The organism is Pelomonas parva (assembly GCF_043555835.1).
GTDB classification, from domain to species: domain Bacteria; phylum Pseudomonadota; class Gammaproteobacteria; order Burkholderiales; family Burkholderiaceae_C; genus Pelomonas; species Pelomonas parva.
The window spans coordinates 1-18,671 of the sequence record NZ_JBIGHV010000009.1 but is presented as its reverse complement, the minus strand read 5'-3'; the positions used below and the strand labels follow the sequence as shown (position 1 = coordinate 18,671).

The 18,671-nt window shown below is 68.3% G+C and carries 22 protein-coding genes; 14 read left to right on the top strand and 8 right to left on the bottom strand.

Annotated elements, in window-relative coordinates; translation table 11 throughout:
• Positions 1-92 precede the first annotated feature (92 nt).
• Together ACG00Y_RS21935 and ybeY are read left to right on the top strand one after the other, a co-directional pair.
• Complete coding sequence (locus tag ACG00Y_RS21935; protein ID WP_394482598.1) at positions 93-1,067, top strand: PhoH family protein; 975 nt, start codon at positions 93-95, stop codon at positions 1,065-1,067.
• Positions 1,064-1,513 carry an rRNA maturation RNase YbeY gene (gene ybeY, locus ACG00Y_RS21930; RefSeq protein WP_394482595.1) on the top strand — a complete coding sequence of 150 codons (450 nt, stop codon included), beginning with the start codon at positions 1,064-1,066 and terminating at the stop codon, positions 1,511-1,513. Before ACG00Y_RS21935 ends, ybeY begins: the two co-directional genes overlap by 4 nt.
• On the opposite strand, the gene ACG00Y_RS21925 is transcribed toward ybeY, so the two are convergent.
• Together ACG00Y_RS21925 and hemB are read right to left on the bottom strand one after the other, a co-directional pair.
• Positions 1,514-2,620 (bottom strand): magnesium transporter CorA family protein, encoded by a 1,107-nt coding sequence (locus tag ACG00Y_RS21925; protein WP_394482593.1) that lies wholly within the window; start codon positions 2,618-2,620, stop codon positions 1,514-1,516. It abuts the gene before it with no gap.
• 4 nt (positions 2,621-2,624) lie between these two features.
• Positions 2,625-3,641 (bottom strand): porphobilinogen synthase, encoded by a 1,017-nt coding sequence (gene hemB, locus ACG00Y_RS21920; RefSeq protein ID WP_394482590.1) that lies wholly within the window; start codon positions 3,639-3,641, stop codon positions 2,625-2,627.
• A gap of 347 nt (positions 3,642-3,988) precedes the next feature.
• Between hemB and ACG00Y_RS21915 the strand changes: the two genes are divergently transcribed.
• The 6 genes from ACG00Y_RS21915 to ACG00Y_RS21890 are packed head-to-tail and all read left to right on the top strand — an operon-like array spanning position 3,989 to position 7,957.
• Positions 3,989-4,417: a CopD family protein gene (locus ACG00Y_RS21915; RefSeq protein ID WP_394482588.1), complete on the top strand. Its 429-nt coding sequence runs from the start codon at positions 3,989-3,991 to the stop codon at positions 4,415-4,417.
• A gap of 2 nt (positions 4,418-4,419) precedes the next feature.
• The gene (locus tag ACG00Y_RS21910) at positions 4,420-5,520 is read left to right on the top strand and encodes a VanZ family protein (protein WP_394482585.1); all 1,101 of its coding nucleotides are present in this window, start codon (positions 4,420-4,422) and stop codon (positions 5,518-5,520) included.
• Positions 5,517-5,861, top strand: a complete 345-nt coding sequence (locus tag ACG00Y_RS21905; protein ID WP_394482582.1) for a (2Fe-2S) ferredoxin domain-containing protein — start codon at positions 5,517-5,519, stop codon at positions 5,859-5,861. The genes ACG00Y_RS21910 and ACG00Y_RS21905 overlap by 4 nt, the downstream gene beginning before the upstream one ends.
• The gene (locus ACG00Y_RS21900; protein ID WP_394482579.1) at positions 5,858-6,481 is read left to right on the top strand and encodes an alpha/beta hydrolase; all 624 of its coding nucleotides are present in this window, start codon (positions 5,858-5,860) and stop codon (positions 6,479-6,481) included. The genes ACG00Y_RS21905 and ACG00Y_RS21900 overlap by 4 nt, the downstream gene beginning before the upstream one ends.
• 22 nt (positions 6,482-6,503) lie before the next feature.
• A complete protein-coding gene (locus ACG00Y_RS21895) occupies positions 6,504-7,649 on the top strand; it encodes a D-alanyl-D-alanine carboxypeptidase family protein (protein ID WP_394482577.1) in 1,146 nt (381 codons plus the stop codon).
• Positions 7,650-7,663: 14 nt separating this feature from the next.
• Complete coding sequence (locus ACG00Y_RS21890; protein ID WP_394482575.1) at positions 7,664-7,957, top strand: YbeD family protein; 294 nt, start codon at positions 7,664-7,666, stop codon at positions 7,955-7,957.
• Here ACG00Y_RS21890 and ACG00Y_RS21885 read toward each other — a convergent pair whose 3' ends face one another.
• Positions 7,958-8,548, bottom strand: a complete 591-nt coding sequence (locus ACG00Y_RS21885) for a tetratricopeptide repeat protein (RefSeq protein ID WP_394482573.1) — start codon at positions 8,546-8,548, stop codon at positions 7,958-7,960. It abuts the gene before it with no gap.
• A 58-nt stretch (positions 8,549-8,606) separates the two neighbouring features.
• On the opposite strand from ACG00Y_RS21885, the gene lipB reads away from it, so the two are divergent.
• On the top strand, positions 8,607-9,275 hold the full coding sequence (lipB, locus tag ACG00Y_RS21880) for a lipoyl(octanoyl) transferase LipB (RefSeq protein WP_394482571.1): 669 nt from the start codon (positions 8,607-8,609) through the stop codon (positions 9,273-9,275).
• On the top strand, positions 9,272-10,243 hold the full coding sequence (gene lipA, locus ACG00Y_RS21875; protein WP_394482569.1) for a lipoyl synthase: 972 nt from the start codon (positions 9,272-9,274) through the stop codon (positions 10,241-10,243). The genes lipB and lipA overlap by 4 nt, the downstream gene beginning before the upstream one ends.
• Here lipA and ACG00Y_RS21870 read toward each other — a convergent pair whose 3' ends face one another.
• The 4 genes from ACG00Y_RS21870 to ACG00Y_RS21855 form a co-directional block, all read right to left on the bottom strand.
• On the bottom strand, positions 10,244-11,233 hold the full coding sequence (locus ACG00Y_RS21870; RefSeq protein WP_394482566.1) for an N-acetylmuramoyl-L-alanine amidase-like domain-containing protein: 990 nt from the start codon (positions 11,231-11,233) through the stop codon (positions 10,244-10,246).
• A gap of 43 nt (positions 11,234-11,276) precedes the next feature.
• The gene (locus ACG00Y_RS21865) at positions 11,277-11,768 is read right to left on the bottom strand and encodes a peroxiredoxin family protein (RefSeq protein WP_394482565.1); all 492 of its coding nucleotides are present in this window, start codon (positions 11,766-11,768) and stop codon (positions 11,277-11,279) included.
• A gap of 22 nt (positions 11,769-11,790) precedes the next feature.
• Positions 11,791-12,891, bottom strand: a complete 1,101-nt coding sequence (locus ACG00Y_RS21860; protein ID WP_394482563.1) for a hypothetical protein — start codon at positions 12,889-12,891, stop codon at positions 11,791-11,793.
• Between the two features lie 263 nt (positions 12,892-13,154).
• Positions 13,155-14,393 carry a CaiB/BaiF CoA transferase family protein gene (locus ACG00Y_RS21855; RefSeq protein ID WP_394482560.1) on the bottom strand — a complete coding sequence of 413 codons (1,239 nt, stop codon included), beginning with the start codon at positions 14,391-14,393 and terminating at the stop codon, positions 13,155-13,157.
• A gap of 38 nt (positions 14,394-14,431) precedes the next feature.
• Between ACG00Y_RS21855 and ACG00Y_RS21850 the strand changes: the two genes are divergently transcribed.
• The 3 genes from ACG00Y_RS21850 to ACG00Y_RS21840 are packed head-to-tail and all read left to right on the top strand — an operon-like array spanning position 14,432 to position 15,597.
• Positions 14,432-14,923, top strand: coding sequence for a hypothetical protein (locus tag ACG00Y_RS21850; protein ID WP_394482558.1), 492 nt, complete (start codon positions 14,432-14,434; stop codon positions 14,921-14,923).
• A gap of 9 nt (positions 14,924-14,932) precedes the next feature.
• Positions 14,933-15,331, top strand: coding sequence for a PTS sugar transporter subunit IIA (locus ACG00Y_RS21845; protein ID WP_394482556.1), 399 nt, complete (start codon positions 14,933-14,935; stop codon positions 15,329-15,331).
• Complete coding sequence (locus tag ACG00Y_RS21840; protein ID WP_394482555.1) at positions 15,328-15,597, top strand: HPr family phosphocarrier protein; 270 nt, start codon at positions 15,328-15,330, stop codon at positions 15,595-15,597. The genes ACG00Y_RS21845 and ACG00Y_RS21840 overlap by 4 nt, the downstream gene beginning before the upstream one ends.
• Before the next feature lie 54 nt (positions 15,598-15,651).
• Here ACG00Y_RS21840 and ACG00Y_RS21835 read toward each other — a convergent pair whose 3' ends face one another.
• Positions 15,652-16,455: a GNAT family N-acetyltransferase gene (locus ACG00Y_RS21835; RefSeq protein WP_394482553.1), complete on the bottom strand. Its 804-nt coding sequence runs from the start codon at positions 16,453-16,455 to the stop codon at positions 15,652-15,654.
• A 116-nt stretch (positions 16,456-16,571) separates the two neighbouring features.
• Here ACG00Y_RS21835 and ptsP point away from each other — a divergent pair, with 116 nt between their 5' ends.
• Positions 16,572-18,350 (top strand): phosphoenolpyruvate--protein phosphotransferase, encoded by a 1,779-nt coding sequence (ptsP, locus tag ACG00Y_RS21830; RefSeq protein WP_394482551.1) that lies wholly within the window; start codon positions 16,572-16,574, stop codon positions 18,348-18,350.
• Positions 18,351-18,671 lie beyond the last annotated feature (321 nt).

Sequence of the window (18,671 nt, the reverse complement as noted above, 5' to 3'; positions counted from 1 at the left end):
GGGCGGCATTGTGAGGGAGGGTCGCCACCCCCGCGCCGGGGAATGCACCAGCGACAGCGACAATCGGCGCCTGCTTTCTTCAGACGCACCAAGTGATCCTGCGCTTCGTCCTCGACCCCGTCGACAACACCCGCCTGGCCCGCGTCTGCGGCAGCCTGGACGTCCACCTGCGCGAGATCGAGGCGGCGCTGGGCGTGAAGCTGAGCCGCCGCGATGCGGAGTTCCGCGTCGACGGCCCCAAGGCCTCGGCCGAGCGCACCAAGGCCTTGCTGGAGACGCTTTACGAGCGCGCCCGCCGGGCGCTGCCCGCCGAGACCATGCAGCTGGCCCTGATCGAGGCCAGGACGCCGGAGGCCAGCGCGGCGGCCGAGGGCCGGCCGGGCGACGACGGCGGTCTGGTGCTGCGCACGCGCCGCGCCGACCTGGCGGCCCGCACGCCGCGCCAGCATCAATACTTGCAGCAGATCCTGTCGCACGACATCACCTTCGGCCTCGGCCCGGCCGGCACCGGCAAGACCTTTCTGGCCGTGGCCTGCGCGGTGGACGCGCTGGAGCGCTCGACGGTGCAACGCATCATCCTGACCCGCCCGGCGGTCGAGGCCGGCGAGCGCCTGGGCTTCCTGCCCGGCGACCTGACGCAGAAGGTCGACCCCTATCTGCGGCCGCTCTACGACGCGCTCTACGACCTGCTCGGTTTCGACCGCGTGACCAAGGCCTTCGAGAAGGCCCAGCTCGAAGTCGCGCCGCTGGCCTTCATGCGCGGCCGCACGCTCAACCACGCCTTCGTCATCCTCGACGAGGCGCAGAACACCACGCCCGAGCAGATGAAGATGTTCCTGACCCGCATCGGCTTCGGCAGCAAATGCGTCGTCACCGGCGACACCAGCCAGATCGACCTGCCGCGCGGTACGCAGTCCGGCCTCATCGACGCCGAGCATGTGCTGGCCAAGGTGAAGGGCATTGCGATGACGCGCTTCACCAGCGCCGACGTCGTGCGCCACCCGCTGGTGGCCCGCATCGTCGAGGCCTACGAGGCGCGCGCCTTGCGCGAGGCGCGAGAAATATGAGCAAGCCCGAGCTGAGCCTGTCCCTGCAGTTTGCCGACCCGCGCCACCGCGTGCTGCTGCCGCGCCACAAGGTGCAACGCTTCATCCGCGCCGCGTTGGAGCTGCCGGGCGAGATCGCCGTGCGCATCGTCGATGCCGAGGAGGGCCGCGCGCTGAACCGCGAGTACCGCAGCAAGGACTACGCGACCAATGTGCTGACCTTCGACTACAGCCACGAGCCCGTCGTCGGTGCGGACCTCGTCATCTGCGCCGAGGTTGTCGAAAAGGAAGCTGCTGAGATGGGCATCCCGCTGCTCGACCACTATGCCCACATGCTCGTGCACGGCACGCTGCACGCGCAGGGCTTCGACCACGAGGTCGACGACGAGGCCGAGGCGATGGAGGCGCGCGAGACGGAGATCCTGCTGGGCCTGGGCTTTGCGGACCCCTATCGCCGCAACGGCTAGCTACTTGCCGGAAGCCAGGTAGCGCTTCCTGCGGAACAGCAGCCACAGCCCCAGCGCGACGACTCCGATCAGCAGCGCCGCCTCCCAGAAACCGTGGGGGTTCTTGATCAGCGGCATCCACTCGAAGTTCATGCCGAAGATGCCGGTGATCAGGTTCAGCGGCAGGAAGATCGCGGTCAGCACGGTCAGCGTGCGCATGATGCTGTTGGTGCGATGGCCCAGCGCGCTGAAGTGCATTTGCACGGCCGACTCGGCGGACGACTCCAGGCGGCGCACATGCGTCAGCACGCGCTCCACATGCTCCAGCACGTCGCGCGAGCGCACCCGCAGCAGCTCGCGCTCGCGGGCCGCCTGCGGGTCGCCGTCGGTCGGCCACTCGTCCAGCGCGTCTATCCATTCCTGGATGGCGGCGCGCTGGTCCTCGCAGGTGTCCTCCAGCCGGTGCAGCGCGTCACGGCTTTCCAGCAGCAGTGGCCAGTCGTTGAACTCGCTGTTCTGGTCCAGCAGCACGCGCTGCAGCGTGCCGAGCTGGCGCGTCAACAGCCGGCGCAGTTCCAGATAGCTGTCCACCATGTGGTTGACCATGCGCAGCATCAGGTCGGCCGGGCTCAGCGGCAGGCGGGCGCTGCCGCGCGCGGGCGCCTTGTCGCGCCCTTCGATCAGGCGGTCCAGCTTCTGCGCGAAGAACTCGCGCACCTGGCAGTCGGTCGGGTGCACCGTCACCAGCACGCGGTCGAATACTGCAAAGCCCACCGGGCTGGTGTCGATGGCGCGCATGGCCTTTTGCGCCGAGGCCAGCGTGCCGTGTTCGTCGTCGACGAACAGCTCGGCGCTGCCCGGCGCCGCCGCCAGGCGGCGGAACACCAGCATGTCGTACCAGGACGTGTAGTCGAAGTGCGAGGGCAGCTGGTTGTTGATCAGGTCGGCCACATGCAGGTCGACGATGTTGCCGCAGCCCCAGCGCGCCAGCGCCTGCTGCGCGGTTGCCTCGCCGACCTCGAACTCTCGCCGGCCATAGCCCAGCCACAGGAAGCCGCGTTCGGGCAGCGTATCGGGCAGGGCCGGCAGTTCGGTGAAGCGGTCCGGCTCGATGTGGAAGACCCGCATGGGCTCAAGGCCTCTTCAGCAGCCGTGCGGCGTCCAGCGCGAAGTAGCTCAGTACCCCGTCCGCGCCCGCGCGCTTGAAGGCCAGCAGCGACTCCATCATGACGGCGTCATGGTCCAGCCAGCCGTTGGCCGCTGCGGCCTTGACCATCGCGTACTCGCCGCTCACCTGGTAGGCGAAGGTTGGCACGCTGAACTCGTCCTTCACCCGGCGCACGATGTCGAGGTAAGGCATGCCGGGCTTGACCATCACCATGTCGGCGCCTTCGGCCAGGTCCAGCGCCACCTCGCGCAGCGCCTCGTCGCTGTTGCCGGGGTCCATCTGGTAGGTTTTCTTGTCGGCCTTGCCGAGGTTGGCTGCCGAGCCGACGGCGTCGCGGAAGGGGCCGTAGAAGGCACTCGCGTACTTGGCGCTGTAGGCCATGATGCGCGTGTGGATGTGGCCGGCGGCTTCCAGCGCCTGGCGGATCGCGCCAATCCTGCCGTCCATCATGTCGCTGGGCGCGACGATGTCGACACCGGCGTCGGCCTGCACGATGGCCTGCTTCGCGAGGATCTCCACGGTCGGGTCGTTGAGGATGTAGCCGCTCGCGTCGATGACGCCGTCCTGGCCGTGGCTGGTGAACGGGTCCAGCGCCACGTCGGTCAGCACGCCGAGCTGAGGAAAGTTCTGTTTGAGTGCCCGCACCGCGCGCGGCACCAGGCCGTCGAGGTTCAGCGCCTCGGCGCCATCGGGGGTCTTCAGTGCCGAGGCGATGACGGGGAACAGCGCGATGACCGGCACGCCCAGTTCGACGCACTGCTCGGCCGTGCGCAGCAAGTGGTCCAGGCTCTGGCGCACCACGCCCGGCATGGAGGCGACCGGCTGCAGCAGGTTCTCGCCCTCGTGGATGAAGACCGGCAGGATCAGGTCGCTGGCCTGCAGCGTGTGCTCGCGCACCAGGGCGCGGGTGAAGGCGTCGCGGCGCAGCCGGCGCGGGCGCGCGGCGGGAAAGGCGGCGGGAATGAGACGGGAGCGGGTCACGGGCGAAACCTCGACGGGACAGGCAGATGAGGGGGGCTGCGCGCCCGGCGCGTGATGGACGCCACATCCGGCGTCATATATGCGTGACGCACCCGCTCCAGCGCGCTAAACTTGCGCCCGGATGATAGCCGCAAGGTCGTTGTCCCCTGCTTTTCCTCCCTGAGCAGGAGCCTTGACGTGATGACAGCGAAAAGGCTTTCTCGCCCCGGTTTTTACCGGGGCTTTTTTTCATCTGTGCAAAAGTGCAGTGCCGCTTCGCGGCCCAGCCTGCGCAGACGCGCAGCGCACCTGGCGGCGCGACTTTTGCCCATCTGCAAGCCCGGCTGCAGCCTGCCCATAATGCCGCCATGCTCTGGGTCAAAGCGTTCCACATCGTCTTCGTCGCCGCCTGGTTTGCCGGGCTTTTCTACCTGCCGCGCATCTTCGTGAACCTGGCCATGGTGCCGACCGACAGCCATGCCGAGCGTGAGCGACTGCTGCTGATGGCGCACAAGCTGCACCGCTTCAGCAGCCTGCTGATGGGCGTGGCGCTGCTGCTGGGCATCTGGGTGCTGGTGGGTTGGGGCGCGACCCGCTTTTCCGGCAGCTACTGGCTGCACGCCAAGATGCTCTTGGTCGTCGGTGCCATCGGGCTGCACCACATGAACCGTCGCTTGCTGCGCAGCTTCGAGGAACTGTCCAACCGCCGCAGCCACCGCTGGTTCCGCGTCTACAACGAGAGCGCGGTGCTGCTGTTCGCCGCCACCGTGGTGCTGGTGACCGTCAAGCCCTTCTGAACATGCGGCGTCGCCAGAGTTCCGCCACCTGGCTGTTGCTGGCCCACATCGGCCTGGTCATCTACGCCAGCCTCTATCCGTTCTGGCCCTGGCGTTGGCCGCCCGGCATGGGCCTGCCCTGGCTGTTCGGCCTGCCGTGGCCGCCGCGCTTCTGGGCTTTCGATTTGGAGGCCAACCTGATCGGCTACATGCCGCTGGGCCTGCTCGGCTTTGCGGCGGCGGTCCGGTCCGGCTGGGGGCTGCGGGTCGCCTGGTTGATGGGCCTGCTGCTCGGCCCGGCGCTGTCATTCGTGATGGAGACGCTGCAGTTCTTCCTGCCCGGGCGCGTGCCGTCGTTGTCGGACTGGGCGTTGAACGTCGGCGGCAGCACGCTGGGCGCCTTGCTGGGCGTGGTGCTCAACGCCCTGGGCGGCCTGCAGCGCTGGGAGGATGTGCGCGACCACTGGTTCGGCGCCAGCAGCGCACCGGCCCTGGCCCTGCTGGCGCTGTGGCCGGTGGCGCTGCTCTACCCGACGCCGCTGCCCTTCGGCCTGGGCCAGTGGTTGCCCTGGTGGCGGGAGAGCCTGCTGGATGCGCTGGAAGGCACGCCCTGGGCTCTGAGCTGGGGCGATGCCGTCACCGTCGAGCATGCCTTGCCGCCCGGCTTGCAGGCGCTTGCCATCGCGCTCGGCCTGGTGGCGCCGGTGCTGATGATGATCGTGGTCGCCCGGCCCGGGCCGCGGCGCCTGGTGCTGGCTGGCGGCGCCGTGCTGCTGGGCCTGCTGGGTACCGCCACGGCGACCGCCATGGCCTTCGGGCCGGACCACGCCTGGGCCTGGCTCAGCGATGCGACGCGGCCCGGCGTCGGGCTGGGCGTGGTGCTGGCGCTGCTGGCCTGCCTGCTGCCGTCGCGCGTGGCGGCAGCCCTCGGGCTGCTCGGCATCTGCGCGTTGATCGCCCTGATCAGCGTCGCGCCCAGTGACCCCTATCTGACGCTGAACATGCAGGCCTGGGAGCATGGCCGCTTCGTCAACTTTTATGGCCTGACGCGCTGGGTGGCCTGGACCTGGCCCTTCATCGCGCTGTTCTGGCTGGCCGCGCGCCTGGTGCAAAAGCCCCGATGAGAGAATCCGCCGCGATGAGTTACTACCAGCGCCACCTCTTCGTCTGCCTGAACCAGCGCGCCAATGGCGAGGCCAGTTGTGCCGACCATGACGCCCAGGCCGCGTTCGACCACTGCAAGTCCCGCGTGAAGCAGCTCGGGCTCGCCGGCAAGGGCGGCGTGCGCGTCAACAAGGCGGGTTGCCTGGACCGCTGCGCCGGCGGGCCGGTGGCCGTGGTCTACCCGGAGGCCGTCTGGTACTCCTGGGTCGACAAGAGCGACATCGACGAGATCGTCGAAAGCCATCTGCGCGACGGCAAGGTCGTCGAGCGCCTGGTGCTGCCGGACGCCGTCGGCCGATGAATTCGCAGACTGAAAAGCGCCTCGTCCCCGGGCCGGCGGGCCAGATCGAGGTGGCCATCGACCTCCCCGCCGATGGCGTCGCGCCGGTCGGGACGGCGCTCATCTGCCACCCCAACCCGACCCAGGGCGGCACGATGGACAACAAGGTCGTGCAGACCTTGGCCCGCGCCTTCATGCAACTCGGCTGGCGAGCCGTGCGCTTCAACTTCCGCGGTATCGGCAAGTCCGAAGGCGCGTGGGACGAAGGGCGCGGCGAGGTGGATGACGCGCTCGCGGTGCTGGCCGCCGTCCGCGCGCCCGGCGAGGCGCTGGTCCTGTCCGGCTTCTCCTTTGGCGGCTATGTCGCCTCCCAGGCTGCGCTGCGGGTGACCGAACCCGCGCAACGCCTCGTCCTCGTCGGCCCCGCCACGAGCCGCTTCGACACCGCCCCCGTGCCGGCCGACACCGTGGTCATCCACGGCGAGGTCGACGACGTCGTGCCCCTCGCCGCCGTGCTCGACTGGGCCCGACCGCAGAGCCTGCCGGTGGTCGTCGTCCCCGGCGTGGGCCATTTCTTCCACGGGCAGCTGCCGCTGCTCAAGTCCCTTGTGGTGCGCGCCTTCGATCCCACCCGGATCTGACCACTGCACCTGAACAGAATCGATGAAAAGACTGCTTGCTTCCTTCCTTGCCGCCCTGGCGCTGACTGCTCAGGCCCAGGCCCCGCAACCGCCCGAGATCGCCGCACGCAACTACGTGTTGGTCGACCTCACGGCCAACAAGACCCTCGGTGAGCGCGATGCCGACACGCCGCAGGACCCGGCCTCCCTGACCAAGCTGATGACGGCCTACGTCGTCTTCGGCGCGCTGCGCGAAAAGAAGCTGTCACTGGAGCAGCCGCTGACCATCTCCAAGCGCGCCTGGGACGAGCGCAAGGGCGACCCGTCGCTGATGTTCATCGACACCACGATGACGCCCAAGGTCGACGAGCTGCTGCGCGGCCTCATCATCCAGAGCGGCAACGATGCCGCCGTGGCGCTGGCCGAGGGCGTCGGCGGCAGCGTCGAAGGCTTTGTGCAGCTGATGAACCGCCAGGTCCAGGCCTGGGGCCTGAAGAACACCGAGTTCAAGAACGTGACCGGCATGTCCGAGCCTGGTCACAGGGCCAGCGCGCGCGACATCGCGACCATCGCCGCCCACATCATCAAGGACTTCCCCGAGTACTACGGCTACTACTCGCAGCGCGACTACACCTTCAACAAGATCCGCCAGGACAACCGCAACCTGCTGCTGCGCCGCGACCCGTCGGTGGACGGTATGAAGACCGGCTACACCGAGGCCGCCGGCTACTGCCTGGTGTCCAGCGCGAACCGCGACTTCCCGAACGGCAAGCGCCGCCTGCTCAGCGTCGTCATGGGCACATCGTCGAAGGAAGCGCGTGCCAGCGAGAGCCAGAAGTTGCTGAACTGGGGCTACACGGCCTTCGACGCGGTCAAGATCTTCGACGCCGGCAAGGCGATCGCCACCGTGCCGGTCTGGAAGGGCGAGGCCAAGGAAGCCCGGCTGGGCGCTGCCGACGCGGTCTTTGTGGCCGTGCCGCGCGGCGACGCCGGCAAGCTGCAGACCCAGGTCGAGCGCACCGACCCGCTGGTCGCGCCGCTGAACAAGGGCCAGCGCGTCGGCACGCTGCGCGTGACGACGACGGCCGGCGCGCCGGTGGCCGAGGTGCCGCTGATCGTGCAGGAGGCCGTGCCGGTCGCCGGCATCTTCGGGCGGGCGTTCGATTCGATCCGCCTGTGGATCAAGTGAGCAGCGAGGTCCCCATGAATCTGCCGCCTGAATTGCCTGAGGTCCCGCCCGAGAAGTCGCTCATCGAATACCCGTCGCAGTTCCCCATCAAGGTTATGGGCGCCAAGGTCGACGGCTTCGTCGATGCCATCGCCCACGTCGCCAAGCAGTTCGACCCGGGCTTCGACGCGTCCACCATCGAGCAGCGTCCGAGCAAGGCCGGCAACTACCTGGGCCTGACGATCACCATCACGGCCACGAGCCGCGAGCAGCTCGACGAGATCTACCGGACGTTGACGACGCACCCGATGGTCAAGGTCGTCCTCTGATCAGCTGGCACTGTCCAGCACCTTGATCTTGGCCTTGGCCGCCACGTCGCCGTTCTTCGCGGCCACGTCGAACCAATAGCGCGCCAGCCGCTGGTCAGCTTCCACGCCCAACCCAGTCTCAAACATCGACGCGACCAGGTATTGCGCGCCGACGTCGCCGGCCTTGGCGGCTTCCAGGTACCAGCGGTGGGCCTGGATCATGTCCTGCGGCCGGCCGCGTCCGAGGTAGTAGCAGGTGGCGATGGCCAGTGCGCCGTCGCCGTTGCCGTGCTCGGCGGCGCGTTCGAACCAGCCGCACGCGGCTGCGGGGTCGGGCTTGCCGCGGCGGCCCTGCTCGACCATCTCGCCCAGCGCGTTCTCGGCCAGCGCGAACTTCTGCGCCGCGGCTCGCTCGAGCAGCGTCCAGGCTTTAGCGTCGCTCGCCCCGGGCAGCTCGCGGCGCAGATTCATCATGGCCAGGTTGAACTGGCCCAGCGGCTCGCCGCGTTGCGCGGATTCGGTAAAGCCCTTGGCGGCCGTCCTGAGATCGCCATCGTCATAGGCGGTCAGCGCGTCGGACAGCGAGGCGGCGAGAAGCAGGGCGGCAATCATTGGCATGGCAGTCGGCTTGAGATGGCGAGGGCTTACAGCGCCTGCCTATGATGCCCGCATGATCGTCAAGACCCTCGGGCGGGTCGACTACCTGCCCACGCTGGAGGCCATGCGCGCCTTCACGGCGGCGCGCGATGCAGAAACGCCGGACGAGCTCTGGCTCTGCGAGCACCCGCCCACCTTCACGCAAGGCATCGCCGGCAAACCGGAGCACCTGCTGCTGCCTGGCGACATTCCCGTCGTGCCGACCGAGCGCGGCGGTCAGGTCACGTACCACGGCCCCGGCCAGGTGACGGCCTACCCGCTCGTCGACCTGCGGCGCCAGGGCATCTTCGTCAAGGAGTACGTCTTCCGCCTGGAGACGGCCATCATCCAGACGCTGGACAGCTACGGCGTGACCGGCCTGCGGGTGGCCAGCGCACCGGGCATCTACGTGCGCCCGGCCGACCCCGGCAGCCACGCGGCGCTGGCCGGGCCGGTCGATCCGGCAAACGCCTTCAAGGGCCTGGCCAAAGTGGCAGCCCTGGGCATCAAGGTCAGCCGCCACTGCACGTATCACGGTCTCGCGCTCAATGTGGCGATGGATCTGGAACCCTTCCAACGCATCAACCCGTGCGGATACGAAGGGCTGGCAACCACATCCCTCGATAAACTCGGGGTTTTCACCGACTGGCCGATCGCGGCCGGGCGGCTCGCCGAGCGGCTCTCGGCACAGTTCACGTCATGACCATGTCCGACACGACCACCTACGACCCGACGATCAAGCAAAAGGCCGAGGCCAAGACTTCGCGCATCCCGATCAAGATCGTGCCGGCGGAGGTGCTGAAGAAGCCGGACTGGATCCGCGTCAAGGCCGGCTCGCCGTCGACCCGCTTCTACGAGATCAAGCAGATCCTGCGCGAGCACAAGCTGCACACTGTCTGCGAAGAAGCCTCGTGCCCCAACATCGGCGAGTGCTTCGGCAAGGGCACGGCCACCTTCATGATCATGGGCGACAAGTGCACGCGCCGCTGCCCGTTCTGCGACGTGGGCCACGGCCGGCCGGACCCGCTGGACGTGGACGAGCCTCTGAACCTGGCCAAGACGATCGCGGCGCTCAAGCTCAAGTACGTCGTCATCACCAGCGTGGACCGTGACGACCTGAAGGACGGCGGTGCCGGTCATTTCGCCGAGTGCATCACCAAGACGCGCGAGCTGTCGCCGGCGACGCAGATCGAGGTGCTGGTGCCCGACTTCCGCGGCCGCGCCGACCGCGCGCTGAACATCCTGAAGGCCGCGCCGCCGGACGTGATGAACCACAACCTGGAAACCGCGCCGCGCCTGTACAAGGAAGCGCGCCCGGGCTCGGACTACCAGTTCAGCCTCGACCTGCTGCGGCGCTTCAAGGAAGAAGTGCCGGGCGTGCCGACCAAGAGCGGCATCATGGTCGGCCTGGGCGAGACGGACGACGAGATCCGCCAGGTCATGCGCGACATGCGCGCGCACAACATCGACATGATCACCATCGGCCAGTACCTGGCGCCGTCGGGCCACCACCTGCCGGTGCGCCGCTACGTGACGCCGGATATGTTCAAGCAGTTCGAGAAGGAAGCCTACGAGCTGGGCTTCACGCACGCGGCCGTGGGTGCGATGGTGCGAAGCAGTTACCACGCGGACGAGCAGGCCCACGCCGCACTGAACCCCACGGCCGCCTGATCAGCCCGTCAACGCGGCCGGCCGTGCCGGTCGCGGCTGCGGTGCCATCGGCGGCACCTGTGGCGCGTCGTTCAGGCGCAGGAACTTGAAGCCCGCCAGCTGAGGCTTGTTCTGGCCGGCCTCGCGCGCGTCTCGCTCGTTCAGGCGGGTGATGAAGCCCTGCAGCGTCTCCTCGCGCACCTGCGGCTCGGCCGAATGCACGATGTGGCGCTGGCCATCGCTGCCAATGGCGATGAGACCGACGTGCGAAGCCCAGTAGCCACCGTCCCGCCCCGAGATCACGTTGACGAAGTCGCCCTCCAGTAGCTGTGCCTCGATGGCGGCCACGTCCTGCTTGGCGACGAAGACATCTTCGAACTGCTGCACCGGGATGTCGCGCGCGATCTTGAACCGCTTTTGCAGGAAGGCGCTGCGGTCGATGCGCTGGCGGTAGGCGCGTGTCGGTGCCCCGAGCGCGCCGGTGACGTCCTGGACCAGCCACTGGTTGGCCATGTTCCAGTCTGCCTCCGTGTAATGGTTGCGCGTGGCCACGCCGATGACGCCTTCGCGGTAGCGCAGGCGCTGCAGCATCCAGAAGAACTCCTCCCACGAGGCACTGAGCGCCATCGCGTAGATGTGTTCGACGAAGACGACGCAGTCGCTCCGGGTCAGGTCGAACAGCGGCTGGCGGTCGTAGGTCTCGTAGGGGAACTCGCCCAGCAGGTACAGCTCGTAGGGCTGGCCGATGTTCTTGCGCGCCAGTGTGGCGATGCGTTGGCGCAGATCGGGCTGGTTCAGTTGCTGCCAGGCGAGGAAGCGGCCGAGCTCGGCCGGCTGCATCTGGAACAACGGCTTGTTCAGCAGCGCGCCGAGCTGCACAGCATCCATGCCGACGCGGGTGGCGGCTTCCAATTGCGCGGAGGTGGGTTCGACCTTGGGCGGCGCGGGCGGTGGGTGGGCGCAGGCGGCCAGCAGCAGCGGGAGGACCAGGGCGGCGAAGGTCTTGTGCATCGCCGCAGTGTCGGCCCAGAGGTGCTGCGCCGTCTGCCGGGGGTCAGCCTTCGGCCAGCAGCTTTTCGATGAGCCCGTGCACTGCGGCGAAGTCCGGCTCGCCCACGTAGCGCTTGACGATCTCGCCGCGCTTGTTGATGAGGAAGGTCGTCGGCGTCATCTGCACCGGGCCGAAGGCCTGGGCGACGGCGCCGGTGTTGTCGATGGCCACGCCAAAGGGCAGCTGGCGCGACTCGGCGAAGCGGGCGACGAAGGCCGGCGGGTCGTAGCTCATGGCCACGGCCAGCGTGTCGAAGCCGCGCGCCTTGAACTTCTCGTGCGTGGCGGCGATCTGCGGCATCTCCTTCACGCAGGTCGCGCAGCTGGTGGCCCAGAAGTTCACCAGCATGACCTTGCCGGCCCACTGCTTGGAGCTGACCTTCTGGCCATTGAGCAACACGTAGTCGACGGCGGGCGCCGGCTCCTTGGCGCAGCCGGAGAGGGCGGCAATGCCGAGGGCAGCGGCGGAGGCGGCGAGGGTGCGACGGGTCAGCATGGCCGCCATTCTAGGAAGACCGTCAATTCCTGCGCGACAGCTCGAACATCAGCAGCGAGGGCAGGGCCTCCGTCAGGTGGCGGCGCGAGATGCGGGCAATGCCGTCGGAGGTGGCCGTCGACAACTGCGTGCGGTGCTCGCCGTCGAACATCTCGACGAAGGCGAAGTCCGGCGCATCGCGGCTGATGCCAGCGATCAGGTTCAGCAGCGGCTCGTTCATCAGCGCCGCATCGAACAGCAGCACGTGCGGCAAGCCCTCGCGGCAGAACTGCTCGGCCTCGGCCACGCTGCCCACCACGTCGACCAGCATGCCCATGTGGCGCACGGCAGCCTGGGCTTCGTTGCGCATGTCGCGGTGGGCGGTGAGGATGAGCAGTTGGCAGCCGGCCAGCGGGCGCGAGTTGCCACCCATGCGCTCGGCCTCGGCCTCCAGCCTGGCGTGGGTGCTGTCCGGCGGCGGCGCTTCCTCGGGCGCGAGCTGGTTGAACTCCAGCGTCAGCAGCGTGATGCCGGCCTCCTGCTCGCGCAGCGGCAGCACGCCCAAGGTGATGGCGGTCTGCTCCAGCAGCCGCCAGGCCAGCGAGTCCAGCCCTGGCGTCGCCGCAGGGTGGTGCGCGTCATCGGCGAGCAGCTCCAGCGAGCGGTGGGCGAAGCGGCAGCTCAGGCGCGCCTTCACCGGCCAGGGCGTCAGGTCCAGGCGCAGGTCGACGGAGGAATGCGTGTTAGTCAGCGCCCAGTCCATCAGCGCATTCAGCAGCGCGAACAGCAGGGCGCCGTCCGCCCAGATCTCGACCGGCTGCAGCGACTGGCGCACCTGCACGCCGCGCGCCTGGGTTTCGCGGCTGCGCTGGGCCAGCACGCTGCGCAGCATCTGTGTCAGGTGCTGCCGCTCGCGGTTCAGCTGAAGCCGACCGGAGGCCAGGCGGGCGAGCTGCTGGCCCAGCATGCCGGCGGTGCGGGCGTCGTCCACGCTGCGACGCAGCAGGCGCAGGCCGCGGCGGTCGATCTGGCCGGTGCTGGCCAGGTTCTGGATCTGTTCCAGCGCCGCGCTCAGCGGCTCGGCGATCTCGGCGCCCAACTGCTGGACGATGTCCGCCCACTGCACCGGGGTCGGCTCAGGCATGACATCGTTGGCGGCGCTGACGGGCGCTGAGGAAGGCGGTGTGGACATGACCCCGGAAGACGGATGCCGCGGCGGATGGTTCTAGGTTGTGGGCCCGGCGCGGTGCGAAAACGCATGCTGGGTGCAGGAGGTCACCGGCTCCATCCCTCGCCTGGGGGGAAACCCTTGGGTCAGGGGTGGGTTTGCCCGCAGCGCCAGGCATCCAGAGTTGCCCGAAGCTGATTTCAGCTGCGGGTTTCTACGAGGTTTTCCAGGTTTGCCCGTCAAGCGATGACGCCCGCAGCCAGCCACGCGTCGATGTCTTCGGCGCTGCAGCCCGCTTCCAGCAACAGTTCGCGGCTGTGCTGCCCCAGCAGCGGCGGCGCGTGGCGGTACTGCACCGGCGTGGCCGACAGCTTCATCGGGCTGGCGACGAGGCGCAGGTCTGGCGTCAACGCGTGGTCCAGGGCCACGACGGCGCCTCGCGCCTGCGCCTGCGGGTCCGCCAGCGCCTCGGCGATGGAGTTGATCGAGCCGCAGGGCACCTTGGCTGTCTCCAGCGAAGCCAGCCAATCCGCGCGCGTGCGCTCACGCATGACGGTCTCCAGCAGCGGCACGAGCAGGGCCCGGTGGCGCACGCGCTGGGCATTGGTGGCGAAGCGCGCATCCGCTGCCCATTCCGGCCGGCCGGCGATGTCGCAGAGCTTGGCGAACTGCCGGTCGTTGCCCACTGCGACGATGAGGTGGCCGTCGCTGGCCTCGAAGACCTGGTAGGGCACGATGTTCTGGTGTGCATTGCCCATTCGGCCGGGCGCCTGGCCGCTGCACAGGTAGTTGCTGCCCAGGTTGGCCAGCATGGCGAGCTGGGTGTCGAACAGCGCCATGTCGATCACCTGCCCCTGGCCCGTCGCGTCCCGGTGGCGCAGCGCGGCCAGGATGGCGACGGTCGCGTACATGCCGGTGAACAGGTCGGCCACTGCCACGCCTACCTTCTGCGGTCCGCCGCCCGGCAGGTCGTCGCGCTCGCCGGTCACGCTCATCAGCCCGCCCATGCCTTGCACGGCGTAGTCGTAGCCGGCGCGGTGGGCGTAGGGCCCCGTCTGGCCGAAGCCGGTGATGGAGCAGATGACGAGGCCTGGGTGCTCGGCCAGCAGGCTCTGTGCATCCAGCCCATACCTGGCCAGGTCGCCGACCTTGAAGTTCTCGACCAGCACGTCGACCTGGCCTGCGAGCTTGCGCACGATGGCCTGGCCTTCGGGCGTAGCCAGGTCCACAGCCAGCGAGCGCTTGTTGCGGTTGGCGCTGAGGAAATAGGCGGCTTCGGAGGTGTCCTGGCCGTCGGCGCCCCTCAGATAGGGCGGTCCCCAGGCGCGGGTGTCGTCGCCGCTGCCGGGGCGCTCGATCTTGATGACATCGGCGCCCAGGTCGGCCAGTGTCTGCGTGCACCAGGGGCCCGCGAGAACGCGGGACAGGTCCAGCACGCGCACGCCCGCGAGGGCCTGGGGTGGGGGGCTTTGCTGCATCGCGGAATTGTCACGGGGCTGCTGCCGATAATTCGGCCATGCCACGTCGCGCCAACGCCGGATTTGCCCTAATGCTCAGCCTGCTGGTGGCCTGCCAGCCGGTGCTGAACTGGCGCGAGGTCCGGCCGGTCGGCTCCGGCGCGGCCGCGCTGTTCCCCTGCAAGCCCGATGTCGAGCAGCGCGCCGGCATGGGGCTGGCGCACTGCCAGGCCGGCACCATGGAGTTCGCGCTGAGCTGGGCTGACCTGCCCGACCCCACGCAGGCGGGCGCAGCCTTGAGAGCCATGCCTCTGGCGTTGGCCACCAGACTGAAGCTGCCCTTGCTGCCTGGCCCGACGCTGCAGGTGCCTGGCATGACGCCGTTGCCGGACGCGGCCCAGCATTGGCTGTCCGGCAAGGATGGCGTGACGCACGTGGCGGTGTTCTCACACGGCGGGCGGGTCTACCAAGCCCTGATGAGGACGGGCCTGGACGATGGAGTCGCGTGGGACAGCTTCGTCAAGGGGCTGCGCGTCGAGCCCGCCCGCTAACATCCCGCCATGCCCAACCTGCTCGTGATCGCCCACGCGCCGCTCGCCTCTGCGCTGCGGCAGGTGGCCGAGCACACCTTCCCCGACTGCGCGCCGACGTTGACGGTGCTGGACGTGCATCCCGGCCAGTGCGCCGAGGATGTCGAGTCCGCTGCCCGCGCCTTGATGGCCGAGGCGAGCCAACCCGAATGGCTGGTGTTGACCGATGTTTTCGGCGCCACGCCCAGCAACGGCGCTCAGCGTCTGGCCGGGGAGGGGGTGCAGGTGCTCAGCGGCGTCAGCGTGCCCATGTTGTGGCGCACGCTCTGCTATGCCAGCCAGAAGCCTTTGACCGAACTGGCCCGGCGCGCCGCGCAAGGCGCGGTCGACGGCGTCGTCGCCACGCCCTCCTTGCCTACGGACGAATGATCACCTCCACCCTCACCATCAGCAACAAGCTGGGCCTCCACGCGCGTGCTTCCGCCAAGCTGACCAAGCTGGCCGGCAGCTTCAAGTGCGATGTCCACATGAGCCGCAACGGCCGTCGTGTGAACGCCAAGAGCATCATGGGCGTCATGATGCTCGCCGCCGGGCTGGGCGCCGCCGTCGAGCTGGAAACCGATGGCGAGGACGAGCAGGCCGCCCAGGATGCGATCACCGCCCTCGTCAACGACAAGTTCGGCGAAGGTCAATAAGACCTTGCGGGACAGACCGATCGAGCGAAGCGAGTAGCTCTGTCCCCAACTGGCTCAAAAGCTGACGCGGCGAAAGCGCGCCGGCAGGTCCGCCATGCGCACCAGCAGCGGCAGGTCGGCAGTGTTGAAGTCCGGGTCCCAGGCCGGCTCGCCCATCAGCTTGGCGCCGCAGCGCAGATAGCCGCGGATCAGCGCCGGCGCCTCGACCTGCAAGTCCTGGCGCAGATGGGCGATGGGCAGCGGCAGCCTCGGGCGCACCTGGCAGTCGATAGGTGCGAGATGTGTCGCCGCGATCTGCTTCCACAGGCTGGCCGCGAAGTGCCCGCCGTCCCGCATGCTGACGCTGGCGCAGCCGATGACGGTGTCCAGCCCGTTGCGCGTCATGAACTCGGCCATCGCGCCCCACAGTGCAAGGATGGCGCCGCCACTGCGGTGGTCGGCGTGCACGCAGGAGCGGCCGATCTCCGCCACCCGCGAGCGCATGCTGCGCAGCCGGGTCAGGTCGAACTCGGTGTCGCTGTAGAAGCCGCCAGCGCGCTTGGCGGCTGCCGGGGTCAGCACGCGATACGTGCCGACGACCGGGCCCAGCTCACCGTCATCGCCGCCGGCGCGTACCAGCACATGCTCGCAATAGGCGTCGAAGAGGTCGATATCCAGGTCGGCCGCCCTGCCCTTGCCGGGTGCCAGGCGCGCGCCCATCTCGACGGCGAAGACCTGGTAGCGCAGTGCCTGGGCCTCGCGGACTTCGGCCTCGCTGCTGGCCCAGCTGACGCTCAGGCGGACGGGCGTGGCGCGCTCCGGGCGCGGCAAGACGGGGGCATGCGACGGCGCATGCGTGACGATTTGGCTGCGGTTCATGCGGTCGAATGCTGAGCGGCCGGTTTGACGCAGCCATGAACGCACTATGAAAAAACCATGACGCGCGAGCCTCGCGCGAGCGGCTACATTGATCCCTCGGTCTGCGGAGTGCGCTGATGAGTTTCCAGGTGTTCGGCATTGCGGTATCGCGCGGCGTGGCCATCGGTCGCGCGGTGTTGGTGGCGTCCAGCCGCGTCGACGTGGCGCATTACTTTGTCGCGCCGAACGAGGTGCAACCCGAAATCGCACGGCTGCTGCGCGGGCGCGATGCCGTCGTGCGCGAGCTGGAAACGCTGCGCGACGAACTGCCCGCCGATGCGCCGCATGAACTGGCCGCACTGCTCGACGTGCACTTGATGCTGCTGCACGACGAGGCACTGACTGGCAGCGCCAGTCAGTGGATCATCGATCGTCACTACAACGCCGAGTGGGCGCTGTCTGCCCAGCTCGAAGTGCTGGCACGGCAGTTCGACGAGATGGAGGACGACTACCTGCGTGAGCGCAAGGCCGACCTCGAACAAGTGGTCGAGCGCGTCCTGCGCGCGCTGTCCCAGGCCCAGGGCGACTTGCCCACACCAGTGACCCCGCGCGACTTCGGCGGCGAGGACCCTTTGCTGCTTGTCGCCGCCGACATCGCGCCGGCCGACATGATGCAGTTCAAGCGCAGCGTCTTCCGCGGCTTCATCACCGACATCGGCGGCAAGACCTCGCATACCGCCATCGTCGCGCGCAGCCTGGACATCCCCGCTGTCGTCGGCACTCGTGAGGCCTCACGCCTCATCAGGCAGGACGACTGGGTCATCATCGACGGCGACGCCGGCACCGTCATCGTCAACCCCTCGCCCATCATCCTGGAGGAGTACCGTTTCCGCCAGCGCCAGAGCGAGCTGGAACGTGCCCGCCTCGCTCGTTTGCGCCACACGCCGGCCGTCACGCTGGACGGCGAACACATCGAGCTGCATGCCAACATCGAGCTGCCGGCCGACGCCGAAGTGGCGGTCGCCACCGGCGCGACGGGCGTGGGGCTGTTCCGCAGCGAGTTCCTCTTCATGAACCGGGAGGGGGAGTTGCCCAGCGAGGACGAACAGTTCGTCGCGTACAAGGCCGCCGTCGAGGCGATGAAGGGCATGCCGGTCACGATACGCACGGTCGACATTGGTGCCGACAAGCCGTTGGACCGCCTCACCGTCAACGAGCTGCGCCACGAGCACACCCTGAACCCGGCCATGGGCTTGCGCGCAATCCGATGGAGCCTGGCCGAACCCAGCATGTTCCGCCAGCAACTCCGCGCCATCTTCCGGGCAAGCGCATTCGGCAAGGTCAGATTGCTGATACCGATGGTGGCCCACCTCGGCGAGGTCCGCCAAATCATCGAGACCATCCGCCGCGTTGAGCAGCAGCTGACGGACGCAGGGCACGCCTACACGCACGTCGAGCTGGGCGTCATGATCGAGATCCCTGCGGCCGCCGTCATGCTGCCGCTGTTGCTGCGCCATGTCGACTTCGTCTCCATCGGCACCAACGACCTCATCCAGTACACGCTGGCCATCGATCGCGCCGACGAGGCGGTCGCCCACCTCTACGACCCTTGGCACCCGGCCGTGTTGCAGCTTATCTCCCAGTCCATCGCCCAGGCGCGCGCCGCCGGCAAGGGCGTCAGCGTGTGCGGCGAAATGGCCGGCGACCCCGATTTCACCGAGCTGCTGCTCGCCATGGGCTTGCGGAGCTTTTCCATGCACCCCTCGCAGATCCCGGCGGTCAAGCAGCGGGTGCTGCGCTCCGACGCACAACGCTTGGCCGGCGTGCTGCCCCGCCTCCTGCAGAGCGAGGATCCTCGCGCACTCGCCGAGAAAGAGCTTGCCGCCGCCAGGAGTGGCTCAACGGCAGTCCACTGATCTGCGCGCGGCGTCCGCCCCGCGTGCGAAGACATCGATCAGGCGGAGTTCACACACCGATCAAGGAAGAGGTTGCGAAGCGCGAAAAACCTGTGCTACAGTCGTGGGCTTCGCTGATGACAACAACGCGACCCGCAGGGGTTGAGTGATTGGAGTTGGCGGGGCTGAGCTGAAAAGCTTGGGGCGGGCTTTGGGTTCGTCGTGTGCTGAGAGGGGTTCGAAAAGAATTCAACAAAGTACTTGACGATGCTGCGAAAGCAGATCAAAATCTCGCCTCTTTGCTGCTGACAACTGATTGCGAAAGCGACGGGTTGAAAGCGG